Origin of the sequence: Microbacterium sp. ET2, assembly GCF_030347395.1 — a bacterium.
GTDB classification, from domain to species: Bacteria; Actinomycetota; Actinomycetes; order Actinomycetales; family Microbacteriaceae; genus Microbacterium; species Microbacterium albipurpureum.
The window spans coordinates 518,331-532,549 of the sequence record NZ_CP128170.1 but is presented as its reverse complement, the minus strand read 5'-3'; the positions used below and the strand labels follow the sequence as shown (position 1 = coordinate 532,549).

Sequence of the window (14,219 nt, the reverse complement as noted above, 5' to 3'; positions counted from 1 at the left end):
CCCGAGCGCCTCTGCGTGACCACATCGGCGATTCGCTGTACCGCGAATGCGGGGTCGTCATGTTCCCAAATTCGCAGCACCCGCCATCCCCGGCTTTCCCAGTCGAATGCGCGTGTCCAGGTCACGTGTTCGGTTGCGGGCGATCTTGTCACGCCAGTACGTGGCGTTGGTTGCTGGCTTGAATTGGTCGGGACAGGCATGCCAGTAGCAGCCGTCGATGAAGACGGCGACCTTCGAGCGCCTGAAGACGATGTCCGTTGTCGGCGGCACGCCAAAGACGCACGAGAAGCGCTCGGTCCCTTACCAGGCGCGGCTCGCTCCGATGATCGAGCAGGCGTGCGCCGGCAAGGGCCCGGAAGGACTGCTGTTCGGCGACGGCGTCAACCACATGCGCAACTGAGGCGCACAGGGGCGGTTCGCGAACGCGGTCCGCCGCGCGCAGGCTGTCAACGCATCAATCCCGCGGCTGACGCCTCACGACCTCCGCCACACCGCCGCATCGCTCGCGATCAGCTAGGGAGCAAACGTGAAGGCTGTGCAGCGGATGCTCGGCCACGGGTCGGCCGCGATGACGCTCGACACCTACGCCGACCTCTTCGACGACGAGCTGGATTGCCGTCGCATCGCGCCTCGACGACGCGATGCCGCTCGTGGCGCTGCCGGCGGGTCCGCAGCCCGGCTACGCCCGACCGCAGTAGCCGTATAGAGCAGATTGCTCAATTCTTCGACTAGGGCTCGAGACGCTCGAAACGGTCGATTTCGTCGTTCTGCGACGTCCGACGGAGTGCGCTGAAGGGGCTTGTCGGCGCCCTCGGATCGGTCTCGAGATTTTCAGAATGCGGCCAAAACCCGGCCAAAGACGTCCTCTCGGCGGTCTGGCCAGAAGAGAAATACCTGGTCGGAGGCAAAATAAACTGTGCCCCTGGAGGGACTCGAACCCCCAACCGTTTGCTTAGGACGCAACTGCTCTTCCATTGAGCTACAGAGGCTGGCGGATCGAGTCTATCCGCCGACGACGAGGGCCTCGGTGCGTCTGCACCGAGGCCCGTCGTAAAGCTTCAGGTCGTTACGCCTGCGCAGCGAGGGCGAAGCGCACCGAGCCGTCCTCGTTCATCTGCGCGTCGAGCACCTGGTCATCCAGCGCCGCCTGCGCGGTGCTGTCGAGGAAGACGCGCGCGCCATCCGCTTCGACGACGGCGTCCGCAGGCTCGGGCTGCGGGGCCAGGGTCAGCTCGAAGCCGGAGGTGGGTGCCTCGGCTCCGCGGATGCGGATTCCGGCAGCCTGGACGTCGGGGGTGCCTGCGACCACAGCCTTGACGGCGGTGGCGGCGTTCTCGGTGAGAGTGAGCATGTGCTTCTCCTTCCGTGGTTGAGTCAGCCACGTTTCCGAGATTCACGCGCGATCGCAAGCGAGAGCGCTGATACCCAGGGTTCTCTCACGCAACACTCACGCCACACCAAAACAGCGCAATTCCTTATTGCGCGGCTTCGTACGCCTCCATCACCGACGCCGGAATGCGACCCCGCTCTGAGACCGAGTACCCGTTGTCTTTCGCCCACTGACGGACCGCGGTGTAATCAGTCTGTCCGGTACGACGGCGCTTTCGGGATGCCGCGGATTCGGCCTGCCGGCCGGTCGACACCGTTCGGGCGGCGTCGACATAGCGGGACAATGCGTTCCGGAATTCGGCGGCGTTGTCAACGGTGAGATCAATCTCATAAGCGACGCCATCGAGCGAGAAGAGGACGGTTTCACCCTCGCCGATCTCGAGGACGGTTCCGTCCAGATCATCGACGAGCTGGTGCACAATTTTTCGGGCCATGGTCACACATTATGGCGTGCGGAAGATGCGAAAGGCGCGGCACCGACGAATTAGGGCTTTCTCAGGGGAGAAGACCCGCGCGACGCGCCTGCATCACCGCGGCATGGCGGGTCGAGACATCCAGTTTCGCCATGGCCGATTTCAAGTATGACTTCACCGTCGCTTCGCGAAGCCCGAGGGTCTCGCCGATCTCGCTATTGGTCTCACCCAGTGCCGCGCGAGCGAGAACGTCGATCTCTCTGGGGGAGAGGTGAATGTCGGTGGTCGCTGGATTCGGCTCGTCGTGGGTGAGCGCGGCCAGCCGCTGCTCGACGCGCGCCAAGCGTTGGCGCAGCCCGTCGTCATCCACTCCCGCGGCGATGCTGCGCAGTTCGGCGTAACTCTCCCGCAGCTCCTCGCGCGCCGCGGCGGGCATCGCGGCCGCGGGAAGCTGCAACGGGGTAAAGGTCTCGAGTCGCCGCGCCACCTCGTCGCGGACGCGGAGTTCGGTCGCGAGCTCCTCGGCGACCTGGAAGGCCGGACGGGCGACGACGTCGCCGACGCGGCGCTCGCCCCACGATCCGCAGTAGATGACGCCGCGCGGCTTCCCCGACACCAGGACCGGCACGGCGAAGAGGGTCGCGATGCCCTCGCCGAGGATGGCGCGGTCGTAATCGTGCGTGATGCTGCGCGCGGTGCGGTAATCGAGCGCGAGCCGCGGGCGCTTCTCGACGTAGGCGCGACCGCCGAGACCGCGCATTGGGTGAACGACAAGCCCCTCGAGGTACCGAGTGCGGGCACCGGAGATGGCTGAGACATGGATCGCGTCGTCGCGGGAGAGGCCGCCGAACGCGACGGGGAAGCCGGTGCGGCGGGTCAGGTCTCCCACGGCACGGGAAACGAGTTGCACGTCGCTCGGAGCGCTTGACGAACCGACCACGAACTACCTACTTCCGGGGGTGACGGCTGCGTCGCCGCCTTTCGTAGCGTCGACCCTAGCAGGCGCTCTCCGTCGATGGTGGGCGTCTTCAGTTCGGGACCGGCGCGATCAGCGCCCAGGGATTGTGTGCAAGGAGGCCACATGTCCGATCGACGTACCGAGTCCGCCCCGCCGGGTGGAATCGACTGCATCGCGGTGGAGGAATCGCCGCGTTTCGGTGAATTGAAGAGGCGGCAACGCAGTTTCATCTTTCCCTTCGCGATCGCGTTCCTCGTCTGGTACTTCGCCTACGTTCTGCTGTCGTCTTTCGCGGTGGACTTCATGTCGCAGCGCGTGTGGGGTGACATCACCGTCGGCCTGCTGTTCGGGCTCGGCCAATTCGTCACCACCTTCGGCATCACGATGCTCTACGTCTGGTTCGCGAACCGGAAGCTGGACCCCATCGCCGAAGAGATCCGTGAAGAACTCGAGCAGCGAGAGGCGGCCGGCGCATGAACGAATTCTTCGCCTCCGTCGGGTCGGCGGTCAGCGCCGCGGTCGACACCGCCGAGAACAATCCCGTGCTGAACATCTCGATCTTCGGGGCCTTCGTCGCGGTGACGCTGTTCATCGTCATTCGCGCGAGTAGGAACAACAAGACCGCCGCGGACTATTACGCCGCCGGACGCTCCTTCACCGGCCCGCAGAACGGGTTCGCCATTTCGGGCGACTATCTCTCCGCAGCATCCTTCTTGGGGATCTGCGGCGCGATCGCCATCAACGGATACGACGGCTTCCTCTACTCCATCGGGTTCCTCGTCGCGTGGCTCGTCGCCCTGCTGCTCGTGGCGGAGCTGATGCGCAACACCGGCAAGTTCACGATGGCCGACGTGCTCTCCTTCCGCCTGAAGGAGCGCCCCGTGCGCATGGCCGCGGCGATCACGACCCTCGCGGTGTGCTTCTTCTATCTGCTCGCACAGATGGCGGGGGCCGGTGGCCTCGTCGCCCTGCTCCTCGGCATCAACGAAGCGGTGGGGCAGTCGGTGGTCGTCGCCGTCGTCGGCGTCATCATGATCGTCTACGTCCTCGTCGGCGGCATGAAGGGCACCACCTGGGTGCAGATCGTCAAGGCGTTCCTGCTCATCGGCGGCGCGCTGATCATGACCATCTGGGTGCTCGCGATCAACGGCTTCAGCCTGAACACGCTGCTCGAGAACGCCGTCGCCGCCTCGGTCACCGAGCCGGCGGATGCGATCCTCGGCCCGGGCCTGCAGTACGGCGGCAACCCATGGGACTTCATCTCCCTCGCGATCGCGCTGGTGCTCGGCACCGCGGGCCTCCCACACGTGCTGATGCGCTTCTACACGGTGCCGACCGCCAAGGAGGCCCGTCGCTCCGTGGTGTGGGCGATCTGGCTGATCGGCCTGTTCTACCTGCTCACCCTCGTGCTGGGCTACGGCGCTGCAGCGCTCGTCGGTCCGGAACGGATCGCCTCGGCGCCCGGCGGGGTCAACTCGGCCGCACCGCTGCTTGCGCTCGAGCTCGGCGGACCGCTGCTCCTCGGATTCATCAGCGCGGTCGCCTTCGCGACGATCCTCGCGGTGGTCGCGGGGCTCACGATCACCGCGGCGGCGTCGTTCGCGCACGACATCTACGCCAACGTGGTGAAGAAGGGGAACGTGCCTCCCGACGGAGAGGTGAAGGTCGCCCGGCGCACCGTCATCGTGATCGGCATCCTCGCCATCCTCGGCGGTATCGCAGTCCAGGGTCAGAACGTCGCGTTCCTGGTGGCGCTGGCGTTCGCCGTGGCGGCATCGGCGAACCTCCCGACCATCCTGTACTCGCTGTTCTGGCGGAAGTTCACCACCCGCGGCGCGGTGTGGAGCATGTACGGCGGACTCGCCGCCGCGATCATCCTCATCGTGCTCTCGCCGGTGTTCTGGGGAACGGAGACGAGCGTGTTCAAGGTGGGCACCGCGATCTGGCCGCTGAACAACCCGGGGATCGTGTCGATCCCGCTCGGGTTCTTCCTCGGCTGGCTCGGTTCGGTCACCTCGCGTCGCAGCGAAGACCGCAAGAAGGCGGCCGAGATGGAGGTCCGCTCGCTCACCGGCTTCGGCGCCGAGAAGGCGACGAGCCACTAGGGCGTCTTCGATACGGATGCCACAGGACCGGCGGCCCCACGGAGAGGAAACTCCCGCGGGGCCGCTGCGTGCGACCGGCGGCCTACACGCCGGCCGCGCGCTCGAGGTCGACGAGGAACCGCTTCACCTCGGGATGGCCGCCGTACTCGCCGAGCGACCCGTCGGCCCGCACCACCCGGTGCACCGGGATGACGATCGAGAACGGCGTGGTCGCGCAGGCGGTGCCGACCGCCCGTGCCGCGCCGGGGCGTCCCGCGGCAATGGCCACCTCGCCGTAGCCGGCGGTCTCGCCGTAGGGGATCCGCCGGATCGCCTCCAGCGCGAGCCGGGTGAAGCCCGTCGTCGCTCCGAGGTCGAGAGGCAGGTCGAACTGCCGGCGCTCACGGGCGAAGTACTCGTCGAGCTGATCGGCGGCTCGCAGGGCGAGTGGATGATCGGGGCCGTGCTCCACATCGCCGTATCGGCGGGCGAGGCCCTCGAGCTCCGGCTCTGCCGGCCCATGGATCGGATGCACGGTGAGCAGGGCCTCATCCGACGTCACGATCAGCACCTCGCCGATGGGGGAGCGGTGCAAAAGGAACCGGGGAGCAAGGGCGGCGATCATGACGACATCCTCGCCCGTCATGCCCCGGCCCGCGGGTGCCGGGGCCCCATCTGTGAGTGATCGGTCATCGCGGGCTCCTGTGCAGGAAAGGCCGATCACTCGGCGTGTCGCCAATACCGTGAAAACCCGCCTCGCCTAACGGCGCGGAGGGAGGTGGACGCTTAGTGTGGCAGTCGTGTGGCGAGTCGAGTCCGATGTCATGGAGAACCGGGGAGGAACCGTGCCCGGTGCGGCCGTGAACCCCGGCGACCTCGGTCTTTCCGAACCGGGTGTCACGGTCGCGCATATCGCCGACCCCGCGCGGGAGAGACTGCGTCGCCAAGCGTCGCAGCTGGGTGGACGATCGACGCTGCTGCATTACAGCGACTCCCGCGAAGAGGGCATCGAGATCACGGGTGCCCACCCCGGGAGCCTTCCGCAGTTCATCACCGGACGCTCGACCCTGTTGTCGGGCCTCTTCCGCGACGAGGTGGCGCTGCGAAACGCCCGACTCGCCGCTGAGCGCATCACCGCCAAGAACGTCGAGCTGCGCACGTCGCGGGGAATCGACGCCGTTCACCTCGCGGTGGGCCTCGCCTCCTGGCGACTGGGCGGGCTCGCCTGCACCGCACCGGTTCTGCTGCGACCGCTCGCCATCCGGCGGCACCACTCCGACTTCGAGCTCAAGCTGCGCGGCTCGTTCCACGTCAACCCCGAGCTCATCCGGGCGCTGAAGACCCACTTCGGCATCACCGTCGATGCGAGGGCGCTCGCCGCGCTCGCGTACGACGGAGGCGTCTTCAAGCCGCAGCCCGTGATCGACCACCTGCGAGCGCTCACCGCCTCGCTCCCGAACGTGAAGGTGCAGCCGCGACTGGTGGTGTCGACCTTCGCCGACGTCGCGTCGGTCATGTCGCGTGACGCCGCGCACCTCGATCACCCTGTGCTCAACGCCCTGGCGGGGCATCCTGCCGATCGCGAACGGGTCATGCACCGTCGCGAGGTCCCCTCGATCCTCCCCGCCGACGAACGTCCCCCCGCCGCTGACGCGCTGCTGCTCGACGCCGACGCCGAGCAGGAGGGGGTGCTCGCACGGATCGCGTCGGGTCAGTCACTCGTCGTGCACACGCTCCCCGGCACCGGCGGGACCCAGACCGTCATCAACGCTGTCGGATCGCTCGTGCGCGACGGGCGACGCGTCCTGGTCGTGAGCGCTCGCCGTGCCACCCTCGAGGGCGTCCGACACCGCCTCGCCGGGGTGGGCCTGCCGGGCCTCACCGTCTCGCCCCGTCACGTGCGTCGCGATCTGATCCGCGCGATCGGGCGCAACGAGAAGGCCGAGAAGCCGTCCGTCGCCGAGGTCGATGACGCTCTCGTGCGCCTCCGCACCGTGCTGCGCGACTACCGTCACGCGCTCACGACGACGCACTCCGACCTCGGCGTCTGCACCCTCGACGTGCTGCGCAGGCTCGCCGAGCTCTCGGCGCTGACGCCCGCGCCCTCGACCGCCGCGCGCTTCGACGTCAGCACGCTCATCCGCCTGGCCGGAAAGCGCAGAGACGCCGCGGCGAAGCTCGCCGCCGTCGCCCGGCTGGGGGAGTTCCGCTTCGGTCCGCACGACTCGCCGTGGTTCGGCGTCTCGTTCGCCACCACCGCCGACGCCCGTCGCGCCCACGGCCTGGCCGCCCGTCTTCATCGCACCGACGTTCCGGCCCTCCTCGAGCGCGGCTATGCGGTGGTGGGTCAGACCCACATGCGGCCGTTCCAGAGCATCGCCGAGCTCGGTGTGCAGCTGCGCCTGCTCTCGGGCATCCGCGATTCGCTCGACCGCTTCAGTCCGACCGTGTTCGAGCGGCCTCTCGGCGAGCTGATCCAGGCCCACGGTCCGCGTCGCGACGCCGCGTCGATGAACGCGGCCAACCGCCGCCGGCTCAAGCGGCTGTCGCGGGAGTACATCCGGCCCGGAGTCCACATCGTCGACATGCACGAGGCCCTGCTGCGCGTGCAGCAGCAGCGCACCGAGTGGCACCGGTATGTCGAGGCCGGCGTGATTCCCGAGGTGCCCTTCGGTCTGGCCGACGTGCAGGTCGCGTGGCAGCGGGTCGACGCCGATCTGGCGGAGCTCGACGAGGTGCTCGGGCGCTCGGGTGCCGACGCGCTCGCGTCGATTCCGGTGTCGCAGCTGGTGCGTACGCTTGCCGAACTCGCCGCCGAGTCCGACGTCTTCGACAACCTCGTCGAACGCGCGACGCTGCGTTCGGCGTTGGCCGCCCTCGGCCTCGAGCCGCTCCTGACCGAGCTGTCGGTGCGGCACGTTCCCGAGGATCAGGTCGGCGCCGAGCTCGAGTGGGCGTGGTGGCAGTCGGCCCTTGAGTATCTGCTGCGCACCGACCGTGCGCTCCTGGGTGCCAACACGGCCGTCGTCGATCGTCTCGAGCGCGACTTCAGGCTCGTCGACGAGGCGCACACCGGCGCCTCAGGCCCGCTCCTGGCGTCGCAGCTGGCCACCCAGTGGCGCATCGGCATCGTCGACGAGGCCGATGAGGCTGCGGCGCTGCGCAGCGCGTTGAAGTCGGGCGACATCAGCCCGGCCCAGTTCGTCGATGCCGCGCCCACCCTCTCCCGCGCCCTGGCGCCGGTGTGGCTCGCCTCGCCCTACGACGTGCCGCTGATTCCCGACTCCCTCCGCTTCGATGTCGTGATCATCGCGGATGCCGGGGCGCTCTGTCTCGCCGAGGCGGCACCGGCGCTCCGGCGCGGCGGTCAGCTGGTGGTCTTCGGCGACCCGGTGACCCAGAAGCCCACGCCGTTCCGGGTGGCATCCGCCATCCCGACCGACGATCCCGACGCGCCCGACGAGCCGTTCGACGAGGAGAGCGTCTTCGTCCGGCTCTCCGAGCTGTTCCCCGTTGAGACTCTCACCCGCAGCTACCGCGCCGGGGGCGAAGACCTCGCCGCGCTGGTGAACGACGCCTTCTACGGCGGCGAGATCGTGTCGCTGCCCTGGGCGGGGTCGTATCTCGGCCGCGGGAGCCTCAGTGTCGACTACGTCGAGGGCGGCACGGGCGCGCCCGACCCCATCAGCGGCGCCGTCGAGAGCCCCGACGCCGAGGTGGCCCGCGTGGTCACCCTGGTTGTCGAGCACGCCGTGAACCGGGCGTCGGAGTCGTTGATGGTCGTCACGGCGTCCCGGCGTCACGCCGAGCGCATCCGTGCCGCGGTCGGAGCCGCCTTCGCCGGACGAACCGATGTGGCCGACTTCGTCGGACGCGACACCGCCGAGCCGTTCGCCGTGCTCAGCCTCGAGGAGTCGGTGGCCGAGAGCCGCGACCGCGTCATCTTCTCGCTCGGATTCGGCCTCACCAAGCACGGTCGCGTGCTCAGCGACTTCGGCGACCTCTCGACCCCCGACGGCGAGCGTCTCCTCACGGTCGGCATGACCCGTGCGCGCCGGTCGATGGTGATCGTGTCATCCATCCGTCCCTCCGCGTTCGACGAGGGACGGCTCGAGCACGGGGCGGCCACGCTCATGGGCATCCTCGGCGGCCTCGCCGCCCGTGCGCGCGAAGCGCGGTTGGAGGATCTCGCCGACCCGCTCACCCGGTCACTCGCCCGCGAGCTTCGCCGCCTCGGCGTCTCGGTCGACGTGCAGTACCGGGGGCTCTTGCCCCTCGTCGCCCAGTACAACGGCAAGGCCGTGGTCGCCGAGACCGACCCCGAAACCCGTGGGGAGTCGCTGCGTGAGGCGCTGCGCCTCCGCCCGCAGATTCTGCGGCGTCTCGGATGGCACTACGTGCGCGTGCACTCGTTCGACCTGTACAGCGATCCGGCCGGGGTCGCCGCGCGGATCGCGGAGCTGCTCGGGGCGCCGGCGATCACCGCCGACCCCGACACGCAGCCGGTCGACTTCATCGAATAAGTCGATGCCCGAGGACCAGCCCCGCCAGCGCATCGAACGGGTTCCCGGGTCGCGACGAGCGCGGCTGACGCCCGCGCCCGACACGGTGGCCGAGCCCGCGAGTGCGGACGAGAGCGAAGACGCCGCGCCGGCGGCATCCGATGCTCTTTCCGGGCCGAATGACGAACGGATGCTGCGCGAGAAGCCGCCCCACTATTGAGCGGGGCCCGGCGCCTACGGGGTCGGGGTGCGGGTCGAACCGGTGCCGGGCTGCGACGCGAGCAGGTCGCGGATCTGCATGAGCAGCTCCTGCTCGGTCGGCACGGGGTCGGCTGCGGCCTCGGTCGCCGTCCCGGCGCGTGCCTCCTGGCGCTTCTTCCAGTGGTTCATCGGCATGACGAAGACGAAGTAGACCACCACGGCGACGGCGAGGAAGTTGATCACCGCGCCGATGATGAGGCCGATGCCGAAGTCGGTGGTCGTGCCCCGGATGTTCGGGATGGCGATGACGACGTCGTTGAGGCTCTCGGCCTGGAAGATCAAGGCGATCAACGGGTTGATCAGACCGGAGACGATCGCGTTGACGATGCCGGTGAACGCAGCGCCGATCACGACGGCGACCGCGAGGTCGATCACATTCCCGCGGAGGATGAACTCCTTGAAGCCTTTGATCATCGATGCTGCCTTCCGATGTCGCCGGCCACCGCCGGGCTACGAACCGCTGGACGCGGGGGAGGCCTTCGCCTCGAACTTCGATGATGTCGAAGACCCGCTCGATTCGCCACCGGAACTCGCCGGTGCGCTCTCACTCTTCTTTTTCTCGCTTCTGGTGCCCTCGCTCTTGGAGCCCTCGCCGCCGCCGGCACGCGAGTCGGTGCGGTAGAAACCCGAGCCGTTGAAGGTGACGCCGATCGAGCCGTACTCCTTGCGCAGCGGTCCCTCGCACTCGGGGCAGGTCGTCAGGGCCGGGTCGGCGAAGGACTGCACGGCGTCGAAACGGTGCCCGCACTGCTTGCAGGCGTAGGCGTAGGTGGGCATGGCGGTGTCTTTCGTCAGGGGTGCGCCGGGGGTCAGCGTCGGGCGGGCGCGAGATCGATCGTACGCGTCGGAGTGACCACACCCGTCACCGGCTGGTCGTGCACGTCGCGCGGCACCTCGTCGAGCAGCTCGGTGTCGTAGATGACGGCGTAGACCGGAGGGCAGCGCTCCATCGACCCGATCGTCTTGTCGAAGAACCCCCGACCCCAGCCGAGGCGGATCCCGTCCTGTCCGACGGCAGCCGCAGGGATGACGAGGAGGTCGACGTCGTTGACGGCGATGGGGCCGAGTACATCGCCGACCGGTTCGGGCAGGCCGAACATCCCCTCGGCGATGTCGAGGTCGGGCGTGGCGACCGCCCAGTCGAGCAGCCCGTCGGTGCGGGTGATCGGGAGGAGCACCCGGATGCCGCGGCGCACCGCCTCGGACACGAATCGCCGCGTACCCGGCTCGGTCGTCGTGGAGAGGAAGCACGACATCGACCGGACACCGAAGCGCTCGACCAGGGCGTCCAGCTGCGCGGCGATGCCTTGTTCTGCGGTTTCCCGAGCGGCCGACGACATCAGGTTCCGGCGCTCACGCAGGTCGGCGCGGAGCGCCCGTTTGGCATCGGCGATCGCGTCTGACATGGGTCGATCTTAGGCGGACGGCCCTGGCGAAGCGCGGCGATCGGGCCCGGCTCGTGCTTTCCCGGAAACATCCACCCCCTACAATCGGGGGCGTGCCTCGTAGCTCTTTCAAAGCCGTGATTCCCGCCGCTGGACTCGGAACGCGTTTCCTTCCGGCCACCAAGGCGATGCCCAAGGAGATGCTCCCCGTCGTCGACAAACCGGCGATCCAATACGTCGTCGAGGAAGCCACCGCGGCCGGCATCGACGACGTGCTGATCATCATCGGGCGGAACAAGAACAACCTGTCGAACCACTTCGACTCGGTTCCCGAGCTGGAATCCACGCTCGAGCGAAAGGGTGACCACTCCAAGCTCGCGAAGGTGCAGCACTCCAGCGACCTTGCCGACATCCACTTCGTCCGCCAGGGCGAGCCGAAGGGTCTCGGTCACGCGGTCCTGCGTGCCAGGGCGCACGTGGGCGACCACCCCTTCGCCGTTCTCCTGGGTGACGACCTCATCGATGAGCGCGATCCGCTGCTGACCAAGATGCTCGACGAGCACACCAAGCGTGGCGCGGCGATCGTGGCGCTCATGGAGGTCGATCCCGACTCCATCCACCTCTACGGCGCCGCCGCGGTCGAAGCGACCGACGACGACGGTGTCGTGAAGGTCACGGGGCTGGTCGAGAAGCCCGCGAAGGAGGACGCGCCCTCGAATCTCGCGATCATCGGGCGCTACGTGCTCTCGCCGTCGGTGTTCGAGATCCTCGAGCGCACCGAGCCCGGCAAGGGCGGCGAGATCCAGCTGACCGACGCCCTCCAGGAGATGGCTGCCGACCCCGAGGGACCGGGCGTCTACGGCGTGGTCTTCCGTGGCCGGCGCTACGACACCGGCGATAGAGTGGACTACATCAAGGCCATCGTGCAGCTCGCCGCCGACCGAGATGACCTCGGTCCGGAGTTGCGTCCCTGGTTCAAGGAGTTCGCGGCGAAGCTGTGACCTGACACGGCGCCATCGCCGTAGCGAGGGGGGTGTGTGGACCTGTCAGCCCCTCGTCACCACGGCCCGATCGCGATCCGGCTCATCCGCCAGCGCGACGCGCGGGTCGTGCAGAACGAGCTGCTGAGCAACCGGTCGTGGCTGCGGCCGTGGGAGGCCACCAGTCCTGACGGTCCGGTCTCGTTCGACATGCGCTCGGGCATCCGCCGGCTGCTGCAGCAGTACCGTGACGGCACCGGCGTCCCCTTCGTCATGGAGTACAACGGTGAGATCGCCGGTCAGCTCAATGTGTGGGGCATCGCGCGGGGTTCGCTGGCGACCGCCACCATCGGGTACTGGGTGAGCGAACGCTTCGCGGGACGCGGGATCACGCCCACCGCCGTGGCGCTCGCGACCGACGTGTGCTTCACCGAGGCGCGGCTGCACCGGATGGAGATCTGCATCCGGCCCGAGAATCGGGCGAGTCTGCGGATCGTGGAGAAGCTCGGGTTCCGTTACGAGGGTCTCCGGCGCCGGTACATCCACATCGACGGTGACTGGCGCGACCACTACTGCTTCGCGCTGGTGCGCGAGGAGGTGCCGGGCGGCGTGCTCGCTCGCTGGGTCGAGGGGCGGGTGCCGCAGGACGCGGCGACGATTCCGCCGGCGGATCGGCTGCACGCCTGATCCGGATCGCCTGCGGTTCGTGCCGCCTCCGCCCACGGCGTGCATGGTGTCCCGATGCCGCCCCTGCCGTCGCCGATCTGCTTCAACCTGTGGTTCAAGGTTTCGACGTCGAATGTCGGAGGTGGGTGGGATGCTTCATACATGCGTTCGAACCCGCGGCTCACCCTCCTCAGTGAGGAGGACCGGGTTGAGCTGACTGGCGTGCTCACGCGGGTGGAAGCCGCTCAAGAGGCGCTTGCCGCGGCGGAGGCGGAGCAGACGCGTGCGCTGGCTGAGGCGGGCGCGTTCGCCGCACGGCTGGCCGAGGGGTCGTCGGCGGTGGTGCGAGACCGGGACATGGCGCTCCGGGGTGTCGCGGCCGAGATCGCCGCAGCGGTGCGGCTCTCGGACCGGTCGGTGCAGCGCCAGATCGATAGTGCGTTCGCGTTGGTGAACGACTACCCGGCGACGGTGCACTGCCTGGAGGACGGTCTGATCACCCGCGCGCATGTCGCGGTGGTCGAGGACGTCGGCCGGCGGCTGCCGCTGGAGCTGAAGGGCGAGTTCGATCAGCTCGCTGCGGAGATCTGCCTGGACGAGACCCCCGGGCGGGCTCGTGCGGATTTGGAGATCATCGCCGAGCGGATGCACCCCAGGTCGCTCACCGAACGGCATGGGGAGGCGTTCCGGCAGCGGAAGATCGTCCGGTACTCGATCGGGGAGGGGATGTCGGAGTTGCGGTCTGTGCATTCCACGGTGCTGATCGAGGGGATCTTCCAGCGGGTCACCGACCAGGCGAATGAGGTCATCGCCGCCCGGGAACCGGGATCGGGCGACACCCGGTCCCTGGACGAGGTCCGGGCCGACCTGTTCACCGACATGCTCCTCACCTCCACTCCCGCGATCGACCCCACCGGCGACCAGCCGGGAGGGCTCGGGGCGATCACGGCGAAGGTGCAGGTCGTGATCCCCGTCATGGCCCTCATGGGACGAAGCGACGTCCCCTGCGACCTCGCCGGGGTCGGACCCATCGACGCGAAGACCGCCCGGCTGCTCGCAGGCAACAGTCACGGGACGTGGGAGCGGCTGCTGACCCACCCGATCACCGGGTTGACGATGGCGGTGGACACCTACCAGCGCACCAAACCGATGGACCGATTCCTGAAAGGCAGGGACAAACACTGCCGGTGGCCCGGATGCCGCATGCCCGCCCGCAAATGCGAAGTCGACCACAACCACGACGCCGCCCTCGGCGGGAAAACCGAGATCTGCAACCTCTGCTGCCTGTGCCAAAGACACCACAGCATGAAACAGTTCACCGCCTGGAAAGTCCGACAACTCCCCGGTGGAGTGATGGAGTGGACCTCACCCACCGGGCGGATCTACACCGACAACCCACCCGGTCACGGGGTGCACTTCACCCCGGAAGAGGATCTCCCGGATGATCTGTGGGCGAAGTGGACGAACCCGGGTCTGGAGTTCCGGATCACCGACGAACCCACCGACAACCCCTACGAACCCGCACCCTTCTGAGCGATCGGCGAGCTGGTGCTCGGGGCGTACCGCGCAGTGCGGCGTACC

Annotated in this window: 15 protein-coding genes, 1 tRNA gene and 1 pseudogene; 9 read left to right on the top strand and 8 right to left on the bottom strand. The window is 68.3% G+C overall.

Annotation, left to right across the window (positions count from 1 at the left end):
- Positions 1-217 precede the first annotated feature (217 nt).
- Both QSU92_RS17460 and QSU92_RS17455 read left to right on the top strand, forming a co-directional pair.
- A complete protein-coding gene (locus tag QSU92_RS17460) occupies positions 218-400 on the top strand; it encodes a hypothetical protein (RefSeq protein WP_333783438.1) in 183 nt (60 codons plus the stop codon).
- 51 nt (positions 401-451) lie between these two features.
- Positions 452-698, top strand: a pseudogene (locus QSU92_RS17455) (tyrosine-type recombinase/integrase); the annotation flags it as partial.
- A 219-nt stretch (positions 699-917) separates the two neighbouring features.
- Here the strand turns inward: QSU92_RS17455 and QSU92_RS02645 are convergent.
- The 4 genes from QSU92_RS02645 to QSU92_RS02630 form a co-directional block, all read right to left on the bottom strand.
- Positions 918-989, bottom strand: a tRNA-Arg gene (locus QSU92_RS02645).
- A gap of 77 nt (positions 990-1,066) precedes the next feature.
- Complete coding sequence (locus QSU92_RS02640; RefSeq protein WP_289264651.1) at positions 1,067-1,351, bottom strand: Fe-S cluster assembly protein HesB; 285 nt, start codon at positions 1,349-1,351, stop codon at positions 1,067-1,069.
- Between the two features lie 124 nt (positions 1,352-1,475).
- Positions 1,476-1,823, bottom strand: coding sequence for a histone-like nucleoid-structuring protein Lsr2 (locus QSU92_RS02635; RefSeq protein WP_289265795.1), 348 nt, complete (start codon positions 1,821-1,823; stop codon positions 1,476-1,478).
- Positions 1,824-1,884: 61 nt separating this feature from the next.
- Positions 1,885-2,691: a LuxR C-terminal-related transcriptional regulator gene (locus QSU92_RS02630; RefSeq protein ID WP_289264650.1), complete on the bottom strand. Its 807-nt coding sequence runs from the start codon at positions 2,689-2,691 to the stop codon at positions 1,885-1,887.
- A 192-nt stretch (positions 2,692-2,883) separates the two neighbouring features.
- Between QSU92_RS02630 and QSU92_RS02625 the strand changes: the two genes are divergently transcribed.
- Together QSU92_RS02625 and QSU92_RS02620 are read left to right on the top strand one after the other, a co-directional pair.
- Positions 2,884-3,237 carry a DUF485 domain-containing protein gene (locus QSU92_RS02625; RefSeq protein WP_289264648.1) on the top strand — a complete coding sequence of 118 codons (354 nt, stop codon included), beginning with the start codon at positions 2,884-2,886 and terminating at the stop codon, positions 3,235-3,237.
- Positions 3,234-4,865: a solute symporter family protein gene (locus QSU92_RS02620; RefSeq protein WP_289264647.1), complete on the top strand. Its 1,632-nt coding sequence runs from the start codon at positions 3,234-3,236 to the stop codon at positions 4,863-4,865. The genes QSU92_RS02625 and QSU92_RS02620 overlap by 4 nt, the downstream gene beginning before the upstream one ends.
- Positions 4,866-4,947: 82 nt before the next feature.
- On the opposite strand, the gene QSU92_RS02615 is transcribed toward QSU92_RS02620, so the two are convergent.
- The gene (locus QSU92_RS02615) at positions 4,948-5,469 is read right to left on the bottom strand and encodes a methylated-DNA--[protein]-cysteine S-methyltransferase (RefSeq protein WP_289264644.1); all 522 of its coding nucleotides are present in this window, start codon (positions 5,467-5,469) and stop codon (positions 4,948-4,950) included.
- Positions 5,470-5,668: 199 nt separating this feature from the next.
- Here QSU92_RS02615 and QSU92_RS02610 point away from each other — a divergent pair, with 199 nt between their 5' ends.
- Complete coding sequence (locus QSU92_RS02610; protein ID WP_289264643.1) at positions 5,669-9,367, top strand: AAA family ATPase; 3,699 nt, start codon at positions 5,669-5,671, stop codon at positions 9,365-9,367.
- 4 nt (positions 9,368-9,371) lie between these two features.
- A complete protein-coding gene (locus tag QSU92_RS02605; protein ID WP_289264641.1) occupies positions 9,372-9,566 on the top strand; it encodes a hypothetical protein in 195 nt (64 codons plus the stop codon).
- Positions 9,567-9,580: 14 nt separating this feature from the next.
- On the opposite strand, the gene mscL is transcribed toward QSU92_RS02605, so the two are convergent.
- Genes mscL through QSU92_RS02590 form a run of 3 tightly spaced genes read right to left on the bottom strand, consistent with a single transcriptional unit; the run spans position 9,581 to position 11,013 of the window.
- Positions 9,581-10,021, bottom strand: coding sequence for a large conductance mechanosensitive channel protein MscL (gene mscL / locus QSU92_RS02600; RefSeq protein ID WP_289264639.1), 441 nt, complete (start codon positions 10,019-10,021; stop codon positions 9,581-9,583).
- 36 nt (positions 10,022-10,057) lie between these two features.
- Positions 10,058-10,384, bottom strand: a complete 327-nt coding sequence (locus QSU92_RS02595; RefSeq protein WP_289264637.1) for an FmdB family zinc ribbon protein — start codon at positions 10,382-10,384, stop codon at positions 10,058-10,060.
- Between the two features lie 32 nt (positions 10,385-10,416).
- Positions 10,417-11,013 (bottom strand): 5-formyltetrahydrofolate cyclo-ligase, encoded by a 597-nt coding sequence (locus QSU92_RS02590; protein ID WP_289264635.1) that lies wholly within the window; start codon positions 11,011-11,013, stop codon positions 10,417-10,419.
- Between the two features lie 167 nt (positions 11,014-11,180).
- Between QSU92_RS02590 and QSU92_RS02585 the strand changes: the two genes are divergently transcribed.
- The 3 genes from QSU92_RS02585 to QSU92_RS02575 all read left to right on the top strand — a co-directional run bounded on the left by QSU92_RS02585 (position 11,181) and on the right by QSU92_RS02575 (position 14,171).
- Positions 11,181-11,993, top strand: coding sequence for a UTP--glucose-1-phosphate uridylyltransferase (locus QSU92_RS02585; RefSeq protein ID WP_289265794.1), 813 nt, complete (start codon positions 11,181-11,183; stop codon positions 11,991-11,993).
- 36 nt (positions 11,994-12,029) lie between these two features.
- A complete protein-coding gene (locus QSU92_RS02580; RefSeq protein ID WP_289264634.1) occupies positions 12,030-12,659 on the top strand; it encodes a GNAT family N-acetyltransferase in 630 nt (209 codons plus the stop codon).
- A gap of 141 nt (positions 12,660-12,800) precedes the next feature.
- A complete protein-coding gene (locus QSU92_RS02575) occupies positions 12,801-14,171 on the top strand; it encodes an HNH endonuclease signature motif containing protein (protein WP_289264631.1) in 1,371 nt (456 codons plus the stop codon).
- The last annotated feature ends 48 nt before the right edge of the window (positions 14,172-14,219 follow it).